The organism is Sinorhizobium sp. NG07B (assembly GCF_002532005.1).
In the GTDB taxonomy this organism is placed as follows: Bacteria; Pseudomonadota; Alphaproteobacteria; order Rhizobiales; family Rhizobiaceae; genus Sinorhizobium; species Sinorhizobium fredii_C.
In genome coordinates, this window is sequence record NZ_NWTD01000009.1 from 149,783 (window position 1) to 172,727 (window position 22,945).

The 22,945-nt window shown below is 63.1% G+C and carries 18 protein-coding genes and 1 tRNA gene; 8 read left to right on the plus strand and 11 right to left on the minus strand.

Features of this window, described 5'->3' with window-relative positions:
• Window positions 1–1,821, minus strand: a complete 1,821-nt coding sequence (locus CO664_RS23800; RefSeq protein WP_176536654.1) for an AsmA family protein — start codon at window positions 1,819–1,821, stop codon at window positions 1–3.
• Window positions 1,822–1,988: 167 nt separating this feature from the next.
• Between CO664_RS23800 and CO664_RS23805 the strand changes: the two genes are divergently transcribed.
• Window positions 1,989–3,941: an acetoacetate--CoA ligase gene (locus tag CO664_RS23805; RefSeq protein WP_097540094.1), complete on the plus strand. Its 1,953-nt coding sequence runs from the start codon at window positions 1,989–1,991 to the stop codon at window positions 3,939–3,941.
• Between the two features lie 266 nt (window positions 3,942–4,207).
• Here CO664_RS23805 and CO664_RS23810 read toward each other — a convergent pair whose 3' ends face one another.
• Together CO664_RS23810 and CO664_RS23815 are read right to left on the minus strand one after the other, a co-directional pair.
• Window positions 4,208–5,890 (minus strand): iron ABC transporter permease, encoded by a 1,683-nt coding sequence (locus tag CO664_RS23810; protein WP_097540095.1) that lies wholly within the window; start codon window positions 5,888–5,890, stop codon window positions 4,208–4,210.
• A gap of 81 nt (window positions 5,891–5,971) precedes the next feature.
• Complete coding sequence (locus CO664_RS23815; RefSeq protein WP_097540096.1) at window positions 5,972–9,364, minus strand: PAS domain S-box protein; 3,393 nt, start codon at window positions 9,362–9,364, stop codon at window positions 5,972–5,974.
• A 232-nt stretch (window positions 9,365–9,596) separates the two neighbouring features.
• Here CO664_RS23815 and CO664_RS23820 point away from each other — a divergent pair, with 232 nt between their 5' ends.
• From CO664_RS23820 to CO664_RS23825, 3 genes are all read left to right on the plus strand, one after another.
• A complete protein-coding gene (locus CO664_RS23820) occupies window positions 9,597–10,043 on the plus strand; it encodes a phasin (RefSeq protein WP_037424041.1) in 447 nt (148 codons plus the stop codon).
• A gap of 52 nt (window positions 10,044–10,095) precedes the next feature.
• Window positions 10,096–10,251 carry a hypothetical protein gene (locus CO664_RS30815; RefSeq protein WP_176536655.1) on the plus strand — a complete coding sequence of 52 codons (156 nt, stop codon included), beginning with the start codon at window positions 10,096–10,098 and terminating at the stop codon, window positions 10,249–10,251.
• 56 nt (window positions 10,252–10,307) lie between these two features.
• Window positions 10,308–10,384, plus strand: a tRNA-His gene (locus CO664_RS23825).
• Between the two features lie 71 nt (window positions 10,385–10,455).
• Here the strand turns inward: CO664_RS23825 and CO664_RS23830 are convergent.
• Entirely contained in the window at window positions 10,456–11,334 is an 879-nt protein-coding gene (locus CO664_RS23830; protein ID WP_037424044.1) for a LysR substrate-binding domain-containing protein, read from the minus strand.
• A gap of 148 nt (window positions 11,335–11,482) precedes the next feature.
• Between CO664_RS23830 and CO664_RS23835 the strand changes: the two genes are divergently transcribed.
• Together CO664_RS23835 and CO664_RS23840 are read left to right on the plus strand one after the other, a co-directional pair.
• On the plus strand, window positions 11,483–12,721 hold the full coding sequence (locus tag CO664_RS23835) for an aromatic ring-hydroxylating dioxygenase subunit alpha (RefSeq protein ID WP_097540097.1): 1,239 nt from the start codon (window positions 11,483–11,485) through the stop codon (window positions 12,719–12,721).
• A 4-nt stretch (window positions 12,722–12,725) separates the two neighbouring features.
• Entirely contained in the window at window positions 12,726–13,787 is a 1,062-nt protein-coding gene (locus CO664_RS23840) for a hybrid-cluster NAD(P)-dependent oxidoreductase (protein WP_097527246.1), read from the plus strand.
• Window positions 13,788–13,833: 46 nt separating this feature from the next.
• On the opposite strand, the gene CO664_RS23845 is transcribed toward CO664_RS23840, so the two are convergent.
• From CO664_RS23845 to CO664_RS23880, 7 genes are all read right to left on the minus strand, one after another.
• Window positions 13,834–14,214 carry an FCD domain-containing protein gene (locus tag CO664_RS23845; RefSeq protein ID WP_272939098.1) on the minus strand — a complete coding sequence of 127 codons (381 nt, stop codon included), beginning with the start codon at window positions 14,212–14,214 and terminating at the stop codon, window positions 13,834–13,836.
• Window positions 14,211–15,212, minus strand: coding sequence for an Ldh family oxidoreductase (locus tag CO664_RS23850; protein WP_097540098.1), 1,002 nt, complete (start codon window positions 15,210–15,212; stop codon window positions 14,211–14,213). Before CO664_RS23850 ends, CO664_RS23845 begins: the two co-directional genes overlap by 4 nt.
• A 231-nt stretch (window positions 15,213–15,443) precedes the next feature.
• Window positions 15,444–16,481, minus strand: a complete 1,038-nt coding sequence (locus CO664_RS23860) for a glycine betaine/L-proline ABC transporter ATP-binding protein (RefSeq protein ID WP_176536656.1) — start codon at window positions 16,479–16,481, stop codon at window positions 15,444–15,446.
• Window positions 16,474–17,361, minus strand: a complete 888-nt coding sequence (locus tag CO664_RS23865) for a proline/glycine betaine ABC transporter permease (RefSeq protein WP_097540108.1) — start codon at window positions 17,359–17,361, stop codon at window positions 16,474–16,476. The genes CO664_RS23860 and CO664_RS23865 overlap by 8 nt, the downstream gene beginning before the upstream one ends.
• Before the next feature lie 91 nt (window positions 17,362–17,452).
• Window positions 17,453–18,454, minus strand: a complete 1,002-nt coding sequence (locus CO664_RS23870; RefSeq protein ID WP_097540099.1) for an ABC transporter substrate-binding protein — start codon at window positions 18,452–18,454, stop codon at window positions 17,453–17,455.
• A gap of 69 nt (window positions 18,455–18,523) precedes the next feature.
• Window positions 18,524–19,318 carry a pyrroline-5-carboxylate reductase dimerization domain-containing protein gene (locus CO664_RS23875; RefSeq protein WP_097540100.1) on the minus strand — a complete coding sequence of 265 codons (795 nt, stop codon included), beginning with the start codon at window positions 19,316–19,318 and terminating at the stop codon, window positions 18,524–18,526.
• A gap of 15 nt (window positions 19,319–19,333) precedes the next feature.
• Entirely contained in the window at window positions 19,334–19,963 is a 630-nt protein-coding gene (locus CO664_RS23880; protein WP_097540101.1) for a TetR/AcrR family transcriptional regulator, read from the minus strand.
• 146 nt (window positions 19,964–20,109) lie between these two features.
• Between CO664_RS23880 and CO664_RS23885 the strand changes: the two genes are divergently transcribed.
• Window positions 20,110–22,146 (plus strand): NADH:flavin oxidoreductase, encoded by a 2,037-nt coding sequence (locus CO664_RS23885; protein WP_097527240.1) that lies wholly within the window; start codon window positions 20,110–20,112, stop codon window positions 22,144–22,146.
• A gap of 52 nt (window positions 22,147–22,198) precedes the next feature.
• A complete protein-coding gene (locus CO664_RS23890) occupies window positions 22,199–22,801 on the plus strand; it encodes a dimethylsulfoniopropionate lyase (protein ID WP_097527239.1) in 603 nt (200 codons plus the stop codon).
• Window positions 22,802–22,945 lie beyond the last annotated feature (144 nt).

Genomic DNA, 22,945 nt, shown 5'->3' on the forward strand with positions numbered 1-22,945 from the left:
TTATTTCGGAGCGACGAGAACGGAAAGCGGCGAGATCACCGCATTCGGCCAGGAGCCGCCGACGAAGAAGCGAACCGGTTGATTGCCGCTGGGCGCCTCGGCTTGAAGCGTTCCGGCAAGCGCGAGGCTGCCGTTGCGATAGGGGACGACGCCGGCGACGGACAGGTTTCCCGACGTTCCGGTGAAATCGGCCCGGTCGAGCCGCGCCGTGCCGTCGGCAAAGCTGGCCTTCACGTTCGCCACCTGGAAGTCGAAGCTCGCCTCATTCGCCTGAGAAAGCGAAAAGAACTCGCCCTTGCGGACGAGATCGGCGAAGGCGTGGGCATCGAAGCCGGCGATGCTGCCATTCGCCAGCGACAAGGTGAGATCGCCCCATATGTCGCCAAGACCCGTGGCCCAGACGGGGTGATCGGTACCGATGTCGATGCTGAGAATGCCCCGGCCGGCCGGCACCGGACCGTTCAGGCCGAAGCTGCCGAGCACTGCACCGAAATCGGCGTCCTTGAGGCGCGCCTGCAATCGGCCGCCATGGTCCAGCCCTTCATCAGAGAGCACGACGCGGCCGCTCAGGCTGCCGTTGGCGTAGTTGCTGTCGCCGATGTCGAGCGAGGCGCGCTTGCCATCGATCAACACTCCGGCGGCGACGTCGGTCAGGTGCAGGGGACCGGCGAGGACCTCCTGCGAGGAAAGGCGAACGTCCGTTTGCCAGGCAGCGACAAAGCTTTCCACCAGACGCCAAAGGCGGTCGTCCCGACCAAGCGGTGAAAGCGCGGCGACGGGAACACCGTTGAGGTCGATGCGATCGAAGGCGAGCGTCCCTTCTACGCTCGGCGCCTTGCCGTCGTTAAGGGAGATATCGAGTACGCCCGTCGCGCTGGCGCCGCCCATGGTGAATGCCAGTTCGTCGAGCTTCAGCGTCTTCTCGCCGGTGGTCACTCTGGTGTCGATGCTGAGCCCTCCCGGCGGGAGCGTCGCTGTCGAGCCGCCGTGATACCACTCAGTGAGCGTTTGAAGGGAAGCTGCGGACATCTGCAGATGGCCGGACGCGAAGGGAACGGACGAAAGCTTGCCGACGCCCTCGAAGGAGAAGGTCAGCGGCGCCGATGTGATCGACGTCTTCAGCGGCGCGTTTCGTTTCGCCAAGAGCGAGAGCGGATCGTCGCAGACGAACGCCCAGGCGACCTCTTCGCCGCTCAGCCGTGCCGACAGTTGCGTGCTCAATCGTCCCGCAAAGGAGGGCCACTTGATCGTGCCGGAGATTCCCGGAATGTCGATGTCGCTGCCGTCAGCCATTCGGTCGAGCACGATCAGCCGGCCATTCTCGATCGCGATGTCGCCGAAGGGGCTTTCCTGAGCCAATGCGGCGGCTTCGGACGGGGCGAGCCAATGCGGCTTTTGCCAGTTGATCGTGCCGTCGGCCCGGCGCTCGATCGTGACGACGGGATCGACAAGGCTTATGTCCTCCAGCGTCGGATCGCCGAGAAGCGTCGAAAGCGGACTGAACGATGCGGTGATGCGGCCAATTTCGGCAAGCGGACGGGGTTCGGGCCCTCTGGTTTCGATCGTCGCCGACGGCAAGGTCAATAGCGGTTCGGGCCAGAGCCGGACGGTCGGTTCACCGTTGATCCTGCTCTTGCCGCCAGACCAGCTGTCGAGCGTCCGCTCCATCGCTGCGCGCACGCCGGTGGTCGAGACGAGCAGGGGCAGGGCGGCGTTGTAACCGAGGGCGAGAATGACCCCGCCTGCCGCAGACCAGACGAAATGGCGACGCTGCAGGCGCAGCCTCAAGACGCGCGATATTTTCCGGATGGGTCTGGACATTTCGGTCGGTCGGCATCGCCCTTGGTGAAACCGTCTGGATAGGCCTTGAAGAGGGCAAATGCAACTGACATGGAAATGTCGTCTTCAAGGAGGTGGCGCTGCCGTGCACGCTGTTTATTTTGCGTTGCAGCATGGTATAGAACAGGGCAGAGGGAGTGGAGGAACGCATGCAAACAGATCGACCTTTGTGGGTTCCGGACGCCGAGACGCTCGCGCGGAGCCCGATGGCGCAATTTATGACCTGGTGCGAAGCGCGCTTCGGCCGCAGGTTCTCCGACTACGATGCCTTTCACGGCTGGTCCGTGGCGGAGCGCGGCGATTTCTGGACTGCCGTTTGGGAGCATTGCGGCGTCGTCGGTGAGCGCGGCGGTCGAGCGCTGATCAACGGCGAGCGGATGCTCGAAGCCCGCTTCTTCCCCGACGCGAAACTCAACTTTGCCGAAAATCTGTTGCGTGGCAGCGGTGGCGATGACGCCTTGATCTTCCGTGGCGAAGACAAGGTCCGCTATCGGCTTTCATGGGACGAGTTGCGCAGTCTCGTCTCACGCCTGCAGCAGGCGCTGAAGGCGCAGGGGATCGGCGTCGGCGACCGTGTCGCGGCGATGATGCCGAACCTGCCGGAGACGATCGCGCTGATGCTCGCCACCGCCTCGCTCGGCGCCATCTGGTCCTCCTGTTCTCCGGATTTCGGCGAACAGGGCGTTCTCGACCGCTTCGGCCAGATCGGTCCAAAGCTCTTCGTCGCCTGCGATGGCTACTGGTACAACGGCAAGCGCCAAGACGTCGACGCGAAGGTGCGCGCCGTGGCGAAGACGCTTCGTGCGCCGACCCTCGTCGTCCCCTATGCCGGCGACAGCGCCGCACTTGCAGCGGCAATTGACGGCGGCGTGACGCTTGCCGATTTCATCGCCGCTTTCGAAGCCGAGCCGCTTGCCTTCGAGCGCCTGCCCTTCAGCCATCCGCTCTACATCCTGTTTTCCTCCGGCACGACGGGCGTGCCGAAATGCATCGTGCATTCGGCCGGTGGAACGCTTCTCCAGCATCTCAAGGAGCACCGCTTCCACTGCGGGCTGAAGGAAGGCGAGAGGCTCTTCTACTTCACCACCTGCGGCTGGATGATGTGGAACTGGCTGGCCTCCGGCCTCGCCGTCGGCGCAACCCTATGCCTCTATGATGGCTCGCCCTTCTATCCAGATGGCAACGTCCTCTTCGACTTTGCGGACGAGGAGCGCTTCGCTGTGTTCGGGACTTCGGCAAAATACATTGATGCGGTACGCAAAGGCGGGCTGACGCCGGCGACGACGCACTATCTCTCGGCGCTCAGGCTGATGACCTCGACCGGCTCGCCGCTTTCGCCGGAGGGCTTCTCTTTCGTCTATGAGGGGATCAAATCCGACGTCCAGCTCGCCTCGATTTCCGGCGGCACCGACATCGTCTCCTGCTTCGTGCTCGGCAACCCGCTGAAGCCGGTCTGGCGCGGCGAAATCCAGGGCCCGGGATTGGGCCTTGCCGTCGATGTTTGGAACGACGAGGGCAAGCCGGTGCGCGGCGAGAAGGGCGAACTGGTGTGCACCAGGGCGTTTCCGTCGATGCCGGTGATGTTCTGGAACGATCCCGAAGGTGCCAAGTATCGCGCCGCCTATTTCGAGCGCTTTGACAATGTCTGGTGCCATGGCGACTTTGCCGAATGGACGCCACATGGCGGCATCGTCATCCACGGCCGCTCCGACGCGACGCTCAATCCGGGCGGCGTGCGCATCGGTACGGCGGAAATCTACAATCAGGTCGAGCAGATGCCGGAGGTCGCGGAAGCGCTCTGCATCGGCCAGGACTGGCAGGACGACGTTCGGGTGATCCTGTTCGTGCGCCTCGCGCCGGAGGTTGCGTTGACCGAGGAGCTGACGCAGGCGATCAAGGCGCGAATCCGCGTCGGCGCCTCGCCCCGGCACGTGCCGGCGAAGATCATCCCCGTCGCCGACATTCCCCGCACCAAATCCGGCAAGATCGTCGAGCTCGCCGTGCGCGACGTGGTGCATGGCCGGCCGGTCAAGAACAAGGAGGCGCTCGCCAATCCCGAGGCGCTCGATCTCTTTGCCGGACTGGAGGCGCTGAAGACCTGAGGGGGCGGCGCCGGTTAGCCTGGACGCGCCCGCTGAATTAACCAAGCAATCCGACTTGCGGTTCGTTTCCTAAAATTGTCGGGTCTGGCGGTAAGGTCTTGTTAAGGTTTGCCGGGGCATGGTCGAGCCAACTGGAGGCCGGTCCATCAAGGCGCCGGTGCCGCAGCAGCGATGCTGTCACAGACATGACGTCCCGAGTTCTCGAGCATTTGTTGGTTAGCATGACTTCAAAGGCGGCCGCGAGCCGCCTCTTTTTTGCGCCTGTCCTATGAGCGGCGTTCGAGCGACCGCGACACCAGAATGACCGGGATCATGCCGCAGATGACGATGATCATCGCGGCGACCGAAGCATCCTCTACCTTGGCGCGCGACGCGTCCTCGTAGACGAGGGTGGCGAGCGTGTTGAAATTGAACGGCCGCAGCATGATGGTCGCGGAAAGCTCCTTCATCGTTTCGATGAAGACGAGCAGCGCCGATGTCAGCACCGCCGGGCGCATCATCGGCAGAAGCACCGAGCGTAGGGTCTGGCCGCCCGTCCGGCCGAGCGCGCGGGCGGCCATGTCGAGATGCGGCGAGAGCTTGTGGAAGCCGGCTTCCAGCGTTCCCTCGGCCATGGTTAGAAACCGCACCGCGCAGGCATAGACGATCGCAAAGCCGGTGCCGCTGAGGACGAGACCGGTGGAAGTGCCGAAAAGGCTGCGCATCCATGCATCCAGGCCATTGTCGAAGGCGGCGAGCGGAAAGAGCACGCCGATGGCGAGCACCGTTCCCGGCACGCCGTAGCCGAACGAGGCGAGCCGCCCGGCGGCTTCGGTGAGCGGCGAGCGGCCGGTGCGGGCCGCATAGGCCACGACGAAACCCAGGAAAACCGCGACGAGTGCCGTCAGGCCGGAGACCAGGATGCTGTGCAGCAATGCGTCGAGGAGGCGCGGCGCCAAAAATTGGTCGAGCCGCTTCAATGCGTAGTTGCCGAGCACCAGGAAGGGGACGGCAAAACCGGAAAGAACAGGCAGGAGACAGACGAGCGTTGCAGTCCATTTCTTCCAGCCCGACAGCTCGAGGCGCACCGCGTCGTGGACGGCCGCCGTCGTCTTCTGGCTGGCGAAGCGCTGGCTGCGGCGGGCGGCACGTTCGACCATCATCAACGCGACGATGAAAACAAGCATGATGCAGGCGATCTGCGCGGCACCCGCAAGGCTGCCGCGGTTGAGCCAGGTGTCGAAGATAGAAAAGGTCAGGGTCTGAACGCCGAGAAATTCGACCGCGCCGATGTCGTTCATCGTTTCCATGGCGACGAGCGTCAGGCCGATCACGACCGCCGGCCTGGCCATCGGGATCTGGATTTTCAGGAAGACCTTGAGCGGCCCGGCGCCGAGCGTGCGGGCCACGTCGGCGGCCGCACGGCCCTGCATCAGAAACATCGAGCGGCAGGCAAGATAGATATAGGGATAGAGGACCGAGCTGATCACCAGCACCGCGCCGCCGAGCGAACGCACATCCGGAAACCAATAGTCTCGGCTCGTCTGAAAACCGAAGAGCGCCCGGATGAGGCCCTGGACCGGTCCGGTGAAGGTCAAGAGCTCGCCGAAGGCATAGGCCGCGAGATAGGCCGGGATAGCAAGCGGCAGCACCAGCATGGCGGAGAGGAGCCGGCGCAGCGGAAATTCGCAGGTCGCCACCAGCCATGCCGTCACGATGCCGACGGCGGCGGTCACCGCGCCGGTCAGCCCGACGAGCATCAGCGTTCTGACGGTGGCGCGGGGAATGACGTTCTCGATGAGATGCGGCCAGTCCGCGCCGCCGCCGGTCACCGCAAGCCATGCGATGGCGGCGATCGGCATGAGCACGATCGCCGATGCGAGGCCGGACCAGCTTGCGAGCAGCCGATGCGTCAGTCCGGTGCCCGACCTGGCATGGCGTCGCTTGAGGCTTTTGGCGGTGAAGTGCAAACGATCCGTTCCGGGGCAAGGTGCTGCTGGCGGCAGCCAAACTGGCTGTCGCGGGTCAACATTTCCTTACAGCATCGGCCCTCAGTTCGCCAAGACGCGTTGCGACGGGAAGGACACTTCGACCAGCGTGCCCTCGTTGGGCGCGGAGCTGATGGCGAACTGGGCGCGGTTTGCCTCGGCCATCGCCTTCGTCAGCGGCAGGCCGAGGCCGGTGCCTTCGCCGCGCTTGCGCCCGCCGGTCGTCACCTGCCGGAACGGCTTCATCGCCTGGTCGAGCTCGTTGCGCGTCATGCCGATGCCCGTGTCGCGGATCCGGAGAATGACGCTGCCATTCGTCTCATAGGACGTCGACACGACGATCTGCCCGCCGGACGGCGTGAAGCGGATGGCGTTCGCCAGGATGTTGAGCGCGATCTGCTTGATCGAGCGGTCGTCGGCCACGACCTCCGGCACCGAGCCGGACAGCGAGGTGCGGATGATCACCCGCTGGCTGTTGGCCTGCGGCTGCACCAGCGAGACCGCTTCGGAGACCGCCTCGTTGAGGTCGACGGCGCTGAAATCGAGCTCCATCTCCCCGGCTTCGATCTTCGAGATGTCGAGCAGGTCGTTGACGATATCGAGCACGTGCCGGCCCGACCGACCGATGTCGCCGGCATATTCGATATAGCGTGGGTGGCCGACCGGTCCGAAATGCTCGCTCGCCATCATGTCGGAAAAGCCGATGATGGCGTTGAGCGGCGTGCGGATCTCGTGGCTGACCCGTGCGAGGAATTCGGTCTTGTGGGCGTTCGCGGTCTCGGCGGCACGCTTGGCGTTGCGCAGTTCCTCCTCGGTCCGCTTCCATTGGGTTATGTCGCGGATGACGGCGCAATAGCCGTTGGAGGAGGAGAGCCGCCCGATCGTCATGAACAGCGGAATGAAGCCGCCGCCCGCCTCCCGGCCGATCACTTCCCGGCCATCGTTGAGCACGCTTGCGACACCATGGCCGGAAAGGCCGTGCAGATAGTCGATTACCGCCTTCTGGCTCTCATGCGCGAAGAGAGCGGCAAACGGCTTTCCGCGCATCTCCTCTTCGTCATAGTTGAAGAGCGCGCTTGCCGAGCGGTTCATCGTCCGAATATCGCCCTCCTGGCCGAGGACCACGACGCCGTCGGTGGCCGTCTCGAGGATCGAGCGGAGTTCGTCGATTTCCATCCTGAGCCGCGCCTCGGCCCCAGGCGGGGCCTCTGCCACGGGTCTGGCCGTCTCGACGGCCCGGGTGACGGCGGTGCTTAGCGCCAGCATCAGCGCGCTTCTCCCCTCCCACTGGATCGAGTGGAGATGGGCGCTGACCGGAGCGAGCTGACCATTGGCGCGCACCAGGGTCATCGTCCCGTCCGGCTCGCGCTCTCCGGATTCGCTGCCATAGGCGAAGAGGGCTTCCAGGCCTCCCTCCTGCTCGAAGGCGCCGAGCGTCGGGTAGCCGGTCAGCCGCAGAAATTCTGGATTGGCGTGGAGCAGCGCGTCGCCGTGATGAATGAGGAGCGCGACCGGCAGGCGGTCAAGGATTTCGCTGCTCATGCCGACGCCGCCGCGCGGGGCAGGGGGTGCCTCGCCGCCGGTCGTCGGAGCCGTCTCCTCCAGCCGGGTGGCGGTCGCGTCATCCGCCGACGTGCTTTCGGTGGTGGTGTCTTCTGCCGAAGTCAGGTTGCTCGCCGAGCGCGCATCATCGCTGCGCACCGCACTCGGCGGCGGCGTCGGCTCAACGAAATGCGCGCCGAGCTGCCGCGCGATTTCACGGAAGGCCGCCTGCTCGCCGCGTGTCAGCGCCCCGGAGCCCGCCGGCCGATGCTCATCGAGATCGATGACCTTGTCGGAGGGTGCGCGCACCGGAGCATCGACGATGCGAAGGGCGGGCCGTTCGCCGGCAAACGGGTCCTCCGCCGCCGGCTTGTCTCCCGCCGCGCCGTCCTCAGGTTCGCCCGTCGATTCATCGGCCGCATCGGACGCCTGCAACTCCGCTTCCGTCGGATCTCCAGCGGCGTCGGAAACGCCCTCGGCCGGAGCTTCGCCCGTCATTTCCTCTTGGCGGGGGGTAAGGGCGAGCGCCAAGCCGCTCGCCCTTTCGTCCTCGACCGCGTCAGCGAGCCGCACGATGCCGAAGCCGCGGAAACCGTCGAACTCGCGCGAACGGGAATAGGTCGGCAGGGCGGCGAGGTCGACCGGCACCTTGAGGCTCGTCCCCTCGACCGGCCACAGGATGGTCTTGCCGGACCAGGTGTCGCGGCGATGCAGAAGCGCGTTGATCTTGTGGTCGGGATCGAGATCGTAGCGGTCCGCAAGCTCGGCGAAGGTCAGGCCCACCACTCCGGCCGATCTCGGGCCGACGGCGGCTGCGAATTCCTCAGAGATCTCGCTAAAGCGCCCCTCCGCATCGATTTTCCAGACGAAGCGGACGGCGCGGCTGCCCGGCGTGAAGGTGAAGTCCGACTCCGCAGTCGTGCCGCTGGCGGCGTGCGACGTCGCCACTTGCGGCCCGGACTCAGGAGTCTCTGCGCTCGCTATCGGCTCTGAAGTCTCGTCGCCGGACTGAAGCGCCGGTTCGCTCTGTTCTTCCTCGACCGGCGTCGTATCGGCCGGCTGCTCTTCGGTCGCGCCGAGCTCGGTTATCGATACGGTCTCCGAAGCATCTTCCTGCACCGGAGATTCGGCAGGCTCGTCCGGCGCGGCCGGCGAAGCGGCGTCTTGGCCGGTCTCGACCTCTGCCGCAGCCACGGCGATTGCGTCTGGCCCGTCCGTGGCGGTGGTTTCTCCGCTATCCGGCGCCTCCAGCGTGGCCTCGACGGCGAAGAGAAGATGGAGGGCCGGGTGATCGGAAATTCTGCCGATTGCAGCAGGCAATTGCCCCTTCTCGGTCGCGACGAGGCGCTTGATCAGCCGGTCTTTCTCACGCGCCACCGCCGAGACGAGCGTCCGCCGGATGTCGTCCGACAGGCCCAGATGCTCGAATCCGGGCGATTGGGCGATGACGCTGCCGTCGTCGTCTAGCACGGCCATGTGCGTGTCGGGTCCGTCCAACCCGGCGATCATCGCGGCGGCGCGGTCTTCCGGGGAAAGCGCCTTGCCGTTGTGCGGCGCGGTGAAGAGAACGGCGTCCTCGCCGGGCCGGATGCGGATCATCTCGACGGTCGCGTTGAGCGGCAGCCGGCGGAAGCCGGCCGCGATCCGGATCAACAACTGGCGCCGGTCGTCGACGGCGGCAAGCTGCGCCGCGGCGGCGCGCAACTGGCGCAGCGACAGGTCGTTCGGATTGAGCGGACTATCGATGAAGTCGTAGACCGACGCGATGCCGAACAGCTTGGCGCCTTGGTCGTTTGCCCACAGGACGCGCGCCAGATCCTTCGAGAAGAGAACCGACGCATCGCCGCGGGCAAAATGCTCTCGCACCCGTGCATGCACGGCAATGTCGATGAATGGATACTGTCTCGCGGGCATGGGCAGGCCTATTGACGGGGCTCTTGCATGTTAACACTCTATTAATACCTGCCGCATCTGCGAGGGTCCAGCGACGGTCCTGCTCTCCGCGCGCCTTTCGCCGGGCAAGGTTAATAGCGGCGGGTTTTGTGCAGCGCACAATTTTGTTGCAATGCACAACGAGATCGGTTATAAAAGTCGCATCACTCACCAAGGCGCCTCTTGAGAGGGCCACACGAAGGAGCGCATACCAATGGCTACCAAGAAGACCGAAGACGCATTTTCCCTTTCCTTTGACCCGACCAAGTTCGCCGACAGCTTCCGCGAGTTCGCTGAAAAGGGCGCCGCGCAGTCGAAGGATGCCTATGCCAAGATGAAGACCGCCGCCGAAGAGGCAACGAAGACCGTCGAAGCGACGCTCGAAAGCGCCCAGTCCGGCTCCGTCGAGCTCGGCCTAAAGGCGATCAACGCGCTGCGCACCAATGCCGAGAACTCGCTCTCGCACATGGAAGCGCTGCTTGGCGTGAAGTCGCTTTCCGAACTGGTCGAACTGCAGACCGCCTTCATCCGCAAGCAGGCCGAAGTCGCCGTCGAGCAGGCCAAGACGATGCAGGAAGCCACCCGCAAGGTCGCCGAGAACGTTGCCAAGCCCGGCAAGGAAGCCGCCGAAAAGGTCGTTTCCACCTTCAAGAAGGCCTGATCGGTCCCTACTGCATGTCTCCTTAAATCGACCTCGATTTAAGGACAAAGACATGCAGCAATTCAAAGTGCTACAGCGACCTTTTGCGCGTCTGGTAAGACGCGCGGCGCTGTACGACCGTTCAAATTTGCTCAAGGGACCGGGTGCTTGCCATCCGGTCTTTTTGCTTGATAATCTGAAGTTAAGGCTTGCAAATCGGCTGAAGTGACCGTATGTGAGCCGCCAACGCGACGGCCCAAGCGATTTGGATCGCGCGCCCCGAGTGCGGTTGTAGCTCAGTTGGTTAGAGCGCAGGTTTGTGGCACCTGAGGTCGGTGGTTCGAGACCACCCAACCGTACCATTTCCCCTTCGAAAATCAGCGATCGCGAATTCCCAGCAAGCGGGCCGTTCATTCGGCACCTCGGCGGGACCTCAAGCGCTTGCAACAAGCCAGTCCGCGAAAAGCCGCGCCTTCGACGAAGCGCGCGGGTGGATCTTAAGGTAAAAGCCCACGGGAGAGGGGATGCTTTCCGGAACAAGTTTAACCAGCCGTCCTTCCTCGATCAGGCTTCCGACCAGCCCGTCCCAGCCCAGCACCGCCCCGACGTCGTCCTGCGCAGCCTGAAGCGCGATCATGTAGTTGTTGACATAGAAACTGCGGCCCTTGGGCTCGGGGTATCCAAGCGCGGCAAACCAGTCGTCCCAGCTTGTCCAGCCTGTTTCCTTGCTGCTCGAGTGAATCAACGGTGCCTTAACCAGATCCTCAAGCCTGGTAATGCCATGCTCGGCGGCGAAACGGGATGTTCCCATAGCCACGATGTGGTCCTGAAAGAGAGCGCGGTATTCAACTCCGGTCCCCTGCGGATTGCCGTAATGGATGCTCAGATCGCAGCGGCCGGTCATTCCCGGCACGTCGCTGACGAGCTGCGAGACGGTAACGGTGGGATGGATCTTCCAGAAGGCCGAGATCTTCGGTGTGAGCCACAGCGAACTGATAGCCGTGGTGGTCCCGACCGTGACGTCGACCGTTTCCGGGCGCTCGCGCATCTGGGTGACGGCTTCGGAAATCGTCTCGAACCCCCGCTGGATCGCGATGAACAGAAGCGCTCCTTTCTCCGTGAGTTCGACGCCGCGGTGGTGGCGGAGGAACAGGCTGCATCCGAGGTCCATCTCCAGCGCCTTGATCTGGTGGCTGACGGCAGCCGGCGTCACATTCATTTCCTGCGCGGCCTTCTTGAAACTCGCATTTCGCGCCGCCGCTTCGAAGCAGATAAGCGCGGTCATGGAGGAGAAGTCATAGGGGCTTGGCATCCGGACCTCTGATGAATCGTTCCTGTCGGTGTGCAGACGCTTGAGGTTAGCTCACCTAATTCAAGATGAAATTTTATGCCGTTGTCAAACGGGTTCATGGGCAAGAATAATTCAGCTCAGTTTGAAGCTACGCACCTGGAATCAGCCCATGACAGTCAATTCGCCATCCGTCCATGAACTGCTTGCCCGCCGCGTCGCGGGCTTCAGCCTGGAGCAGCCCTTCTATACCTCGCGCGAGATCTATGAACTCGACCTCAAGCACATCTTCTACAAGGAGTGGCTGTATGCCGTTCCGGCCTGCCAACTCGCCAAGGCGGGCAGCTACGTCACATTGCGCGTCGGCGCCTATGAAGTGATCATCGTGCGTGGCCGTGACGGCGAGATCCGCGCCTTCCACAATTCCTGTCGTCATCGCGGGTCGCTGGTCTGCAAGGCGCGCGAAGGCCAGGTGGCGAAGCTCGTCTGTCCCTATCATCAGTGGACCTACGAGCTTGACGGCAAACTGATCTGGGCAAACGACATGGGACCTGGGTTCGACGCGTCGCAATTCGGGCTGAAGCCGGTCAACCTGCGCAATCTCGAAGGCCTGATCTATATCTGCCTGTCCGACACGCCACCGGACTTCGAACCTTTCGCACAACTGGCGCGCCCGTATCTGGAGGTCCACGAACTCAAGGATGCCAAGGTCGCCTTCACCTCGACCATCGTCGAGAAGGGCAACTGGAAGCTGGTTTGGGAGAACAACCGCGAGTGCTATCACTGCAGCAGGAACCATCCGGCGCTCTGCCGCTCTTTCCCGCTCGACCCGGAAGTTGCCGGCGTCCAGGCCGATGGCGGGGTGTCACCGAGGCTGCAGGTGCATTTCGACCGTTGCGCGGCCGCCGGCGCGCCGGCGCAATTCGTCCTTGCTGGTGACGGTCAATACCGTTTGGCACGCATGCCGCTCCAGGAAAAGGCATTGAGCTATACGATGGACGGCAAGGCCGCCGTCGCCAGAAACCTTGGCCGGGTTGCCCCGCCCGACGCCGGCACGCTCCTGATTTTCCATTATCCGTCGACATGGAATCACTTCCTGCCGGATCATTCGCTGACCTTCAGGGTCGTGCCGATCAGCCCGACGGAAACCGAGGTCACGACCACCTGGCTCGTGCACAAGGATGCCGTCGAAGGTGTCGACTACGACCTCAAGCGCCTGACGGAAGTCTGGATCGCCACCAATGACGAAGATCGCGAGATCGTCGAGACCAACCAGCAGGGGATCTTCTCTCCGGCCTATGTTCCCGGTCCCTATTCGCCGGGCCAGGAAAGCGGGGTGACGCAGTTCGTCGACTGGTATGCGGCCTGGCTCGAGCGCGCCGTTGCGCCGCTTCGGGTGGCGGCGGAGTGAGCGGATGAGCCAGTTCAAGACACTCAGCTTCTGGGGCGATGCCGAACCGCTCGAATGCGTCACCCGCACGCCGGAAGCGCCAAACGTGGTGACCTTCAGCTTTCAAAGTCCCTCCGGGGCGCTGTTCAACCATGATCCGGGGCAGTTCGTCACGCTGGAACTGCCCGCTCCCGGCGGGCCGCTCTACCGCACCTATACGATCTCTTCCTCACCATCGCGGCCGACGGCGCTGACGATCACCGTCAAGGCGCAGGATCGGTCCATCGGCACGCGTTGGATGCTCGACAAGCTGCACAAGGGCATGCGCATCAGGGCCATCGGCCCGGCGGGAAAATTCTCGATCGTGCATCACCCGGCCGAGAAATACCTCTTCATCTCCGCCGGTTCCGGCATCACGCCGATGGTGGCAATGACCACCTGGCTTTACGATTCTGGGCGGGAGCCGGATATCGTCTTCATCAACTGCGCGCGCCGTCCCTCCGAGATCATCCTGCGCGACAGGATGGAACTCATGGCCTCGCGCATCGTCGGCATCGACCTGAAATGGGTGGTCGAGGAACCCGATCCCTTCCGGCCCTGGACCGGCTATCGGGGAATGTTCAACCAGATCATGCTGGGCCTGATGGCCCAGGACTATCTCGACCGCGAGGTGTTCTGCTGCGGCCCCGAACCTTTCATGCGAGCCGTGCGCGAGGCGCTTGCCGGTCTCGGCTACGAGATGAGCCGCTACCATCAGGAGAGCTTCACGGCAGAGCCCGAGCACGCCGAAGATGTTCCCGAGGATGTGGTCCCCGATCAGCAGAACCAGGCCGAGATCGCCTTCTCCCTCTCCGGCATCAGCGCCCGGTGCAACGAGACGGACACGATCCTGGTGGCCGCAAAGGCGGCGGGACTGGTGATCCCCTCGGGCTGTTCGATGGGAATCTGCGGCACCTGCAAGGTGCGCAAGACGGAAGGCCGGGTCCACATGGTGCACAATGGCGGCATCACGGAGGAGGATATCGAGGAGGGCTATATCCTCGCCTGTTGCTCCAAACCCCTCGGCCACGTGACCGTGGAAGCGTAGCCAAGGCGTCCGCCGGCGCCGAAAGAGAACAACAAGAAAGGGGCGGCTACCTGTCAGCGGTCTTCTTTGCAGGAAGATGCTTCAGGAGGGATTTGCAGGCGTTCATAATATGGGCATACAGCAGGTCCGCTGCTTTTTCCTCGTCCATGTCCCTGCAGGCTTTGAGAATTTGCCGATGTTCCCGGTCGGCTGTCTGCTGGCCTTTCGACAGCGTCAGTTGAACTCTCAGGTATCGTTCCAGTCGATCGTTCACGGAGCGGATCGTGTTGACGAGGAACGGCCGCTGAGCGTCCTCGTAGAGACAGCTGTGGAACCGCCAATTTAGTTCCGACCATAGAGCGACGTCGGTCTCCTTAGCGAAGGCGTCGCAGTAGGCGAGGGCCTTTTCGAAGGTCTCTTCAGCCCGACCGCTAAACCGGGGGATCATGCGCCCGCGATTTTAACGATGTTTTCATACACACTTCGCGGCATTCGAAGGCCCTCTGACGGCGGCCGCGGATATTCGATGCCGCTGACCCCGGGCACGAACACGCCGTGGCCCTGGAGCCGGGCTGCTTGTTGGCGCACTCGTCCGACACGATCAGCGCCGGCGGGCCCCGGCATCATTGCGACTACCGTCAAGCCCGCCGCTGGAGACGTCGTGCCCGACATGAAATCGGCCGTGTCCAGCGACCACGGCCCGCCGGAGAGCCCCGCCGACAGCATTTCCACCATCAATGCCACATTCGCTCCCTTGCGCCCGCCGAAGGGAAGGAGCGCACCGGCGAGTGCTTTCGTGGCATCCTGGGTGTCCACCCCGTTCTCGTCGACGGCCCAGCCCTCGGGGATGGAGCGGCCTTCGGCAGCGGCCGCCACGATGTTAACATAGGCGGTCGCGCTCGACGCCTGATCGATAATCAACGGCAACGAACCCTCTCCGAGCGGAAAGCCGAATGCCATGGGATTGGTGCTGTAGACCGCGGGTCCGCCCGGCTTTGCGACCACCATTGCATTGGCATTCGTCGCCGCGATCCCGACAATTCGCTCCGCCGCGAGCCTTCGCACGAAGTAGCCCAGTTCACCGGCGGTGTAGCTGTTCGTCTGGGTGAAGACAGCCACCCCGAATTCGCGCACCGTCCCGACAAGATCCTTGAAGGCGCGATCGAAGCCGAGCTGTGCGATACCCCGGTCGGCATCGGAAACAAAGAATGCCGGAAACGGGCGTTGCAGGGTCGGTGCCGGATCGCAGTTGATACGCCCCTCGCGGAAGCTGTTCAGATAATCCACCAGGTGGGGAAATCCAAGCATGGGAGGGCCGTAGAGTGCGGCCGACAAGGTTGCGTCGATGAGCGTGCGGGCGGTGGCTTCCGTGGCGCCTGCCGCCAGGCAAGCGCGTTTCGCAAGTTCCTCTGCTTCCGCCAAGCCGAGTGAAACCTCATCTGACATTCTCAATCTCCAGTTCTGTTTTCGTCCTTCGTAGAAGGCATATGGGGCCGGCCGCCGTGCCGCGCAGTCGCCGATCCGGCGCGTTGGAATTCCCGGTCAAACGGCCCCGGCATCAACCGGTCAGCCGGGGAATTCGTCGTCGAGCGCCGCGCGTGCGCCTTCTTCCGCATCGGATGTTCAGATCCGATGCGTGGAGGGTCGTGCGCCGTGATGATGGTTTCCCGGAGCCGGTCAGTTGCTCGTGACGGCGGCCGAAGCCAATGTCTTGAGGTCAACGCTCCCCAGAGGCATGCCAGCGGCGTTCACAATGGTCAGATCCTTGGCGTCACCATGGGCGAGGACCTTGATCGCGTCTTCGATCGAACTTCCTGCCAAGAGAGTCGCACCGTTGACCGGATGGCCCGGCGCAACCGGAGCCATGACGGCGTCCACATGGATGACGCGGCCGCGGTTCACCTCCTTGACGAAGCTCGCCACGTAGTCGTCGGCCGGCCTGAGGACGATGTCCTGGCTGGTGCCCTGCTGGATCACTTCGCCGTCGCGCAAGATGGCGATCTGGTCGCCCAGCCTCAGCGCCTCGTCGAGGTCGTGGGTGATGAACACGATGGTCTTCCTGATCTCCTTCTGCAGGTCGAGAAGCACCGTCTGCATGTCCATGCGGATCAGCGGATCGAGCGCCGAAAAGGCCTCGTCCATCAACAGCACCGGCGCGTCGTTGGAAAGCGCCCGGGCGAGGCCGACGCGCTGCTGCATGCCGCCGGAGAGCTGGTTTGGGTACTTGCTCTCGAAGCCCTTCAGCCCGACCCGCTCGATCCAGCGCATGGCGATCTCGACCGCCTTAGCGCGTTCGACACCCTGGACCTCGAGCCCGTAGAGGGTGTTGTCGAGAACATTGCGATGCGGAAGAAGCGCGAACTTCTGAAACACCATCGCCGTCTGGTGCCGGCGAAACTCGCGCAGTTCCATCTCGTTCATCTTGACCACATCGACGGCGTTCACCAGCACTTCGCCGGCGGTCGGATCGATCAGACGGTTGATGTGGCGGATCAGGGTGGATTTCCCCGAACCGGACAGCCCCATGATGACCTGGATGCAGCCGGAGGGCATCTCGATGTTGATGTCCTTGAGGCCGAGCACATGGCCGAATTTCGCATTCAACTCGGTTTTCGAGAGACCGTTGCGCACGGCCTCGACATGCCTTGCGGCGTTCGGGCCGAAGATCTTGTAGAGGTTGCGGATCTTGATGCCGTCGAAGCGATGATCAGCCATGGACGACCTCCCTGTGCTTCTGCAGCCGCTTGCCATAGGCCTGGCTGACGCGGTCGAAGATGATGGCGATGCCGACGATGGCGAGGCCGTTGAAAATGCCGAGGGTGAAGTACTGGTTGGCGATCGCCTTCAGCACCGGCTGGCCGAGGCCCTGTACGCCGATCATCGAGGCGATGACGACCATGGCGAGCGCCATCATGATCGTCTGGTTGATGCCGGCCATGATCGTCGGAAGCGCCAACGGCAGCTGCACGTTCTTCAGCTTCTGCCAGCTCGACGAGCCGAAGGCGTCGGCGGCCTCGAGCACGTCCTTGTCGACCAGCCGGATGCCGAGATCGGTGAGCCGGATCATCGGCGGGATGGCGTAGATGACCACCGCGATCAGGCCGGGAACCTTGCCGATGCCGAGCAGCATGACGACCGGGATCAGATAAACGAAACTCGGCATCGTCTGCATCACGTCGAGCACCGGGTTCACGACCCGCTGCATGCGGTCGGAACGGGACATCAGAATGCCCATCGGGATGCCGATGGCGATCGACAGAACGGTGCAGACGAAGATCATCGAGACCGTCCGCATCGTGTCGTCCCACATGTCGAAATAGCCGATGGCGAGCAGCGTAACGAGACAGCCGAGCACCACCTTCCAGCTCCGGCTCGCACCCCAGGCAATCACAAGGATGATCAGCATGATGATCGGCCAGGGCGTCTTGGTCATGAAGCGCTCGGCGGCGATCAGGAAATGCTGCAAGGGCGAGAAGAAGACCTCGATCCCATCACCATAGGCGCGCGTGAACGCCCGGAATCCCTCGTCGATGAGCTTTTTCAGCTCTCGGAGCGAGTCGTCGTTCATGCTCGGAAATTTAAAAAACCAGTCCATTCGGTTCCCCGGTTCAAAGAAGCCGCGCATGCTTTTTTATTTTTTCGGCTGTGGAATGGGGCGCGCCAAGGCGCGCCCACGCGTCAGTGGCTTAGAGCGCCGCCTTGATCTTCTCGGCGGCTTCGGGCGTCACCCACTTCGTCCAGACGTCCTCGTTTTCTTCGAGGAAGTGCTTGGCACCTTCTTCGCCGCTCGCCTGATTGTCCGTCATCCAGGCCATCAGCTTGCTGACGGTGTCGTTGCTCCAGGAGCGTTTGTTCAGGTATTCCATGACCTCGGGGCCGGCCTTCTCGGAGAAGGGCTTGGCCACCAGCGTGACGATGGTGTCGACCGGCCAGGCGCTCGGCTTCGGGTCAGGGCAATCGGCCACGGTGATGCACCGCTTCCACTCGGCTGCGTCTTCCGCAACGCCCGGCTCCAGCTTGACCATCGGATATTTGCCAAGCAGCGCTGTCGGCGCCCAATAGTAACCAACCCAGGCTTGCTTGGACTCGTATGCCTTCGCGATGGAGCCGTCCAAACCGGCGGCGGAGCCGGTGTCGACGAGCTTGAAGCCGGCCTTCTCGGCCTCAAACGCCCTATAGAGCTGCGAGGTGACGACCGTGCCGCCCCAGCCCTGAGGGCCATTGAAGATCGCGCCCTTGCTCGGGTCTTCCGGATCGGGGAAGAGTTCCGGGTGCTTCAACATGTCGGGAATTGTTTTGATGTCCGGATGGGCATCCGCCAGATACTTCGGAATCCACCAGCCCTGTACGCCGCCGTCGGGCAGCGGCGAACCGACCTGCACGATCCGGCCCTCTTCCGTTCCCTTCTTCACGACATCGGGCAACAGGTCGATCCACGCCTCCGGCGCGATATCGGGCTCGCCCTTTTCCGCCATCGAAGTGATCGTCGGGACGGTGTCGCCGATGGTGATTTCAGCGTCGCATCCATAACCCTCGTTCAGGATGAACCTGTCGAGATTGGAGAGCACTTCCGCGCTCTGCCAGTTCATGCTCGCGATGGTCAGAGATCCGCATTCCGCGGCGCTCGCGACGGACGCGCCTCCCAGGACGCCAAGCGCGAGGCAGGTTGATGCAAGGAGCTTTTTCACTGTCGTTCCCTTTGTTTGGCGGCGTTCGTTAACGGAGCTGGCCTGCCGCGGTCGCCAGATCCGATCGGCTCAGGAGTGCTCTCCCATAGTCACCGATTTCTGAAAAGCGGCATCGAGCCCGTTTCGGACGGCAGCGTCGAAGCCGGCGGCGCGCATCGCCTCGATTGCAGCAGCAGTCGTCCCGCGGTAGCCGACAAAGGCTTCCACCGTATCGGCGGGACATTCGCCGCTCTTCTCGAAGAGTCGCCCGGATCCGACCAGAACGGCGGTAACGGCCCGTCGCGCAACATCCGGTTTGATGCCGCGTGCCACGGCATCGCGCATCATGGCGTCGGCCAGAAGAGCCGGGAAGGCTGGCCCGGACCCGGAAAGGCCGGTCAGGTAGTCGATGCCGTTTTCGCTCGCGACCTCGTCCTGCGTGCCGCAAGCATCGAAGATTGCGCACACGATGGCGCGATCTCGATCGTTCACGCCTCCGGAGCCGATCCACGGCGTATAGGACTTGCCGACCTCAGCCGCCGCGTTGGGCAAGCTGCGGACGACCCGGTCCGTATTGTGGTGTTCGGCCAATTGGCTCAAGCGAATACCGGCCATGACGGAGATCACGAGCTTGCCATAGGCATCGACCTTGAGCGGCGGCCAGTCAGCGGGTCGGACCGAAACAATGATAACGTCCGAGCGATCGGCCAGCCGCTGATTGTCGGTGGTCCAGAAGGAACCGGCAAAGCGGTGCGGTTGCTCGCGCCGATAGGAGAGGGAAAGATCGCGCGGCTGCACCAGACCAGCATCGAGGATCGAAGCGGCAATGGCGCCGCCGAGCCAACCGCCGCCTCCGATGATGCCAATTCTTAGTGAGCCACTCATGTCTCCATTAACCTCTTAGTCGGGCTTGTAGCCGTGCCGGGAATAGAAGCGGTCGAGCTCCCGTTGTTCCGGCACCTGACCCGTGTAGATCGCGATATATTCGGGGATGCGCTTCATACGGAGTGCGACATCTTCCTGGGTCTGCATCGAGATGTAACCGATCTGAACCAGGTAGGTCGTGCGGGCGCGGACGTCGGCGGTGATCTCCGAATGACCGAAACGCATGAACATCCGTTTGAGGGCTCCCAGCCGGACCTGGTCGGCCTTCTGGACCTCGGCCAGGATGTCGTCCGACTGGAGTGCCCAGCTGCGTACGGCAAACTCGAACTTGGAGTCGAACAGCTCCTTGTTCAGCCAGCAATCGAAGACGTTGAGCATCGCTTCGGCGAGAGATTCCGCATAAGCCTCCGACTGTTTGACGATATTGCCGGTGTTCCTGTCCCGCCACCGACCGATGAGTGCAGCGAGCAGTTCTTCCCGGTCCTTGAAGAACCAGTAGAAGCTTGTTCTCGAGAGATTGAGCCTCTTTGCCAGCGGCAGGATCTTTACCGAATCCACGCCTGCTTCCAGCAGGGATTCGTAGGCCGCTTCCAGCCAACCCTCCTGCGATCCGCGCCAGCCGCTGTCGTTTGAGACCTGCTCCATGGTTATCTCCTAGCAAATTGTGAGAGGATGTACAAGAAAAATGTACATGCATGTCAAGGTTAATGACTTTATTGTTTTCTATATTGACACCTATGTACATTCTCGCGTAGCGTTCGGGGTGAATTTTCTAGACCGGAGCCCGGCAGATGTCGAACGATCCCCTCCTTCAGCCCTATCAGCTCAAGCACCTGACGCTGCGCAACCGCATCATCGTGACCGCGCACGAGCCGGCCTATCCGGAGGACGGCATGCCGAAGGAGCGCTATCGCGCCTACACCGTGGAACGGGCAAAGGGGGGCGTGGCCATGACGATGACCGCCGGATCAGCGGCCGTCTCGAAAGACAGCCCGCCGGTGTTCAACAATCTGCTCGCCTACAAGGACGAGATTGTCCCTTGGATCAAGGAGATGACCGACGCCGTGCACGAGGAGGGTGCGGCGATCATGATCCAGCTCACCCATCTCGGCCGACGCACGCGTTGGGACAAGGGTGAGTGGCTGCCCGTCGTGGCGCCGTCCCATCACCGCGAGGCGTCGCACCGTGCCTTTCCGAAGAAGATCGAAGACTGGGACATCGAAAGGATCATCAAGGATTTCGCCGATGCGGCCGAGCGGATGAAGGCGGGCGGCATGGACGGGGTCGAGCTCGAAGCCTACGGGCACCTCATCGACCAGTTCGCCTCGCCGTTGACGAACGAACTCGACGGCCCTTACGGCGGCTCGCTCGACAACCGCATGCGCTTCTGTTTCGACGTCCTGAGGGCGATCCGAACGCGCGTCGGAGAGGATTTCATCCTTGGCGTGCGCTACACGGCAGACGAATGTCTTCCCGGCGGAACGGGAAGGGAGGATGGCCTGGAAATATCGAAGCGCCTCAAGGAAAGCGGGCTTATCGATTACCTGAACGTCATCCGCGGCCATATCGATACCGACGCCGGCCTCACCGACGTGATCCCGATCCAGGGCATGGCCAATTCGCCGCATCTTGATTTCGCCGGCGAGATTCGCGCCGCGACCAACTTCCCGACCTTCCATGCCGCCAAAATCCCGGATGTCGCGACCGCCCGCCATGCGATCGCCTCCGGCAAGGTCGACCTGGTCGGGATGACCCGCGCTCACATGACCGATCCGCATATCGTCCGGAAGATCATCGGGAAACGCGAGGAAGACATTCGCCCCTGCGTCGGGGCGAACTACTGTCTCGACCGCATCTATCAGGGCGGCGCCGCCTATTGCATCCACAACGCCGCGACCGGACGCGAGCTGACGATGCCGCACACGATCGCCAAGGCGGACCGTCGCAAGAAGGTTGTGATCGTCGGCGCCGGGCCGGCCGGTCTGGAGGCGGCCCGCGTGGCAGGCGAGCGCGGCCATGAGGTCGTCGTCTTCGAGGCGGCCAACGATCCGGGCGGCCAGATCCGGCTGACGGCGCAGAGCGAACGCCGACGGGAAATGATAAGCATTATCGACTGGCGCATGAGCCAGTGCGAGAAGCACGGCGTGACCTTCCACTTCAACACCTGGGCGGAAGCGGACACGGTTCAGGCGGAAAACCCGGACGTCGTCATCATTGCGACCGGCGGCATGCCCCACACGGACATTCTGTCGAAGGGCAACGAGCTGGTCGTTTCCGCCTGGGACATCATCTCGGGCGACGTCAAGCCCGGCACCAACGCTCTGATCTTCGACGACGCCGGCGACCATGCCGGCCTGCAGGCCGCCGAGTTCATTGCCAAGGCAGGGGGCAAGGTCGAGATCATGACTCCCGATCGCTCCTTTGCGCCGGAAGTCATGGCGATGAACCTCGTCCCCTACATGCGCTCTCTGCAGAAGCTCGACGTGACCTTCACCGTCACCTACCGGCTGGAAGCGGTCGAGAAGAGCGGCAATGAACTCGTCGCCCATGTCGGCAGCGACTATGGCGGCGTCAATAAACAACGGACCTTTGATCAGGTCGTCATCAACCACGGCACCATTCCGCTCGACGAGCTCTATTTCGAGCTGAAGCCCGCCTCGAGCAATCTCGGTGAGATTTCCCACGACCAGCTGATCGCCGGCAGGCCGCAAACCGTTTGGCGCAACGCCGACGGCAAGTTCCAGCTCTTCCGAATCGGCGATGCGGTCTCGGCGCGCAACACCCACGCGGCGATCTATGACGCGCTTCGCCTTCTCAAGGACATCTGACGCCGGGGCTGGGTCGCCGGGAGCGGCCTGCCGGCCGCACGAGGGATACGCAATGACAGCTCGAAGCGAAGCCCTTCAGTCTTTCGTCGACGCCGCCTCCGCGGCTTTCGACCAGTTCGCGCAGGCGACGGAATCGCGCGGGTCGATCGCGCAGATATTCTCCGCGCTTGAAGTGCCGGGCGTGCAAAGACCCGGCCCCGGAAGCCGGCTGCCGGTCTGCGTCCATCTGGACACGGCGCTTGCCGTCGAGACACAACACGACGCGCTCCGCCGCTTGGTCGATCGGTTCAAGACGATCGAACCGCTGCTCGAATGGCGGCGCCGGACAAATTATGACGGCTCGGAGAGCGAGAATTTCTTCGAGGGCCACGCCAATGCGATGATCATCGGCCCCGGCGGTCTCGAGGAGCGGCGGGACCTATGGTTCGGCGTCACTCTCATGGCGCCCGACGTCCGCTATCCCGACCACGATCACCCGCCGGAAGAGGTCTATCTCGTCCTGTCGGAGGGAGAATTCCGACAGGGGCAGGGCGCCTGGTTCTCGCCTGGCGTCGGCGGCTCCTTCTACAACCAGCCGGGAACCAGGCACGCCATGCGCTCGGTCGGCACACCGCTCTTTGCCTTCTGGGTGCTGCTGGCGAACGGGCCGGCTTAGCGAGTCCTCAGCTAGAACATCTCAAGGAACTAGGAAAACCAGCATGAAGATTTTGGTCACTGTTAAGCGGGTCGTCGACTTCAACGTCAAGATCCGGGTGAAGGCGGACGGTTCGGGCGTCGAGCTTGCCAATGTCAAGATGTC

Excerpts from the sequence above, each read along its gene's own strand:
- CO664_RS23800 (WP_176536654.1), bottom strand. The coding sequence starts at position 1,821 with ATGTCCAGACCCATCCGGAAAATATCGCGCGTCTTGAGGCTGCGCCTG.
- CO664_RS23805 (WP_097540094.1), top strand. The coding sequence starts at position 1,989 with ATGCAAACAGATCGACCTTTGTGGGTTCCGGACGCCGAGACGCTCGCG.
- CO664_RS23815 (WP_097540096.1), bottom strand. The coding sequence starts at position 9,364 with ATGCCCGCGAGACAGTATCCATTCATCGACATTGCCGTGCATGCACGG.
- CO664_RS23820 (WP_037424041.1), top strand. The coding sequence starts at position 9,597 with ATGGCTACCAAGAAGACCGAAGACGCATTTTCCCTTTCCTTTGACCCG.
- CO664_RS30815 (WP_176536655.1), top strand. The coding sequence starts at position 10,096 with ATGCAGCAATTCAAAGTGCTACAGCGACCTTTTGCGCGTCTGGTAAGA.
- CO664_RS23830 (WP_037424044.1), bottom strand. The coding sequence starts at position 11,334 with ATGCCAAGCCCCTATGACTTCTCCTCCATGACCGCGCTTATCTGCTTC.
- CO664_RS23835 (WP_097540097.1), top strand. The coding sequence starts at position 11,483 with ATGACAGTCAATTCGCCATCCGTCCATGAACTGCTTGCCCGCCGCGTC.
- CO664_RS23840 (WP_097527246.1), top strand. The coding sequence starts at position 12,726 with ATGAGCCAGTTCAAGACACTCAGCTTCTGGGGCGATGCCGAACCGCTC.
- CO664_RS23845 (WP_272939098.1), bottom strand. The coding sequence starts at position 14,214 with ATGATCCCCCGGTTTAGCGGTCGGGCTGAAGAGACCTTCGAAAAGGCC.
- CO664_RS23850 (WP_097540098.1), bottom strand. The coding sequence starts at position 15,212 with ATGTCAGATGAGGTTTCACTCGGCTTGGCGGAAGCAGAGGAACTTGCG.
- CO664_RS23860 (WP_176536656.1), bottom strand. The coding sequence starts at position 16,481 with ATGGCTGATCATCGCTTCGACGGCATCAAGATCCGCAACCTCTACAAG.
- CO664_RS23865 (WP_097540108.1), bottom strand. The coding sequence starts at position 17,361 with ATGGACTGGTTTTTTAAATTTCCGAGCATGAACGACGACTCGCTCCGA.
- CO664_RS23875 (WP_097540100.1), bottom strand. The coding sequence starts at position 19,318 with ATGAGTGGCTCACTAAGAATTGGCATCATCGGAGGCGGCGGTTGGCTC.
- CO664_RS23880 (WP_097540101.1), bottom strand. The coding sequence starts at position 19,963 with ATGGAGCAGGTCTCAAACGACAGCGGCTGGCGCGGATCGCAGGAGGGT.
- CO664_RS23885 (WP_097527240.1), top strand. The coding sequence starts at position 20,110 with ATGTCGAACGATCCCCTCCTTCAGCCCTATCAGCTCAAGCACCTGACG.
- CO664_RS23890 (WP_097527239.1), top strand. The coding sequence starts at position 22,199 with ATGACAGCTCGAAGCGAAGCCCTTCAGTCTTTCGTCGACGCCGCCTCC.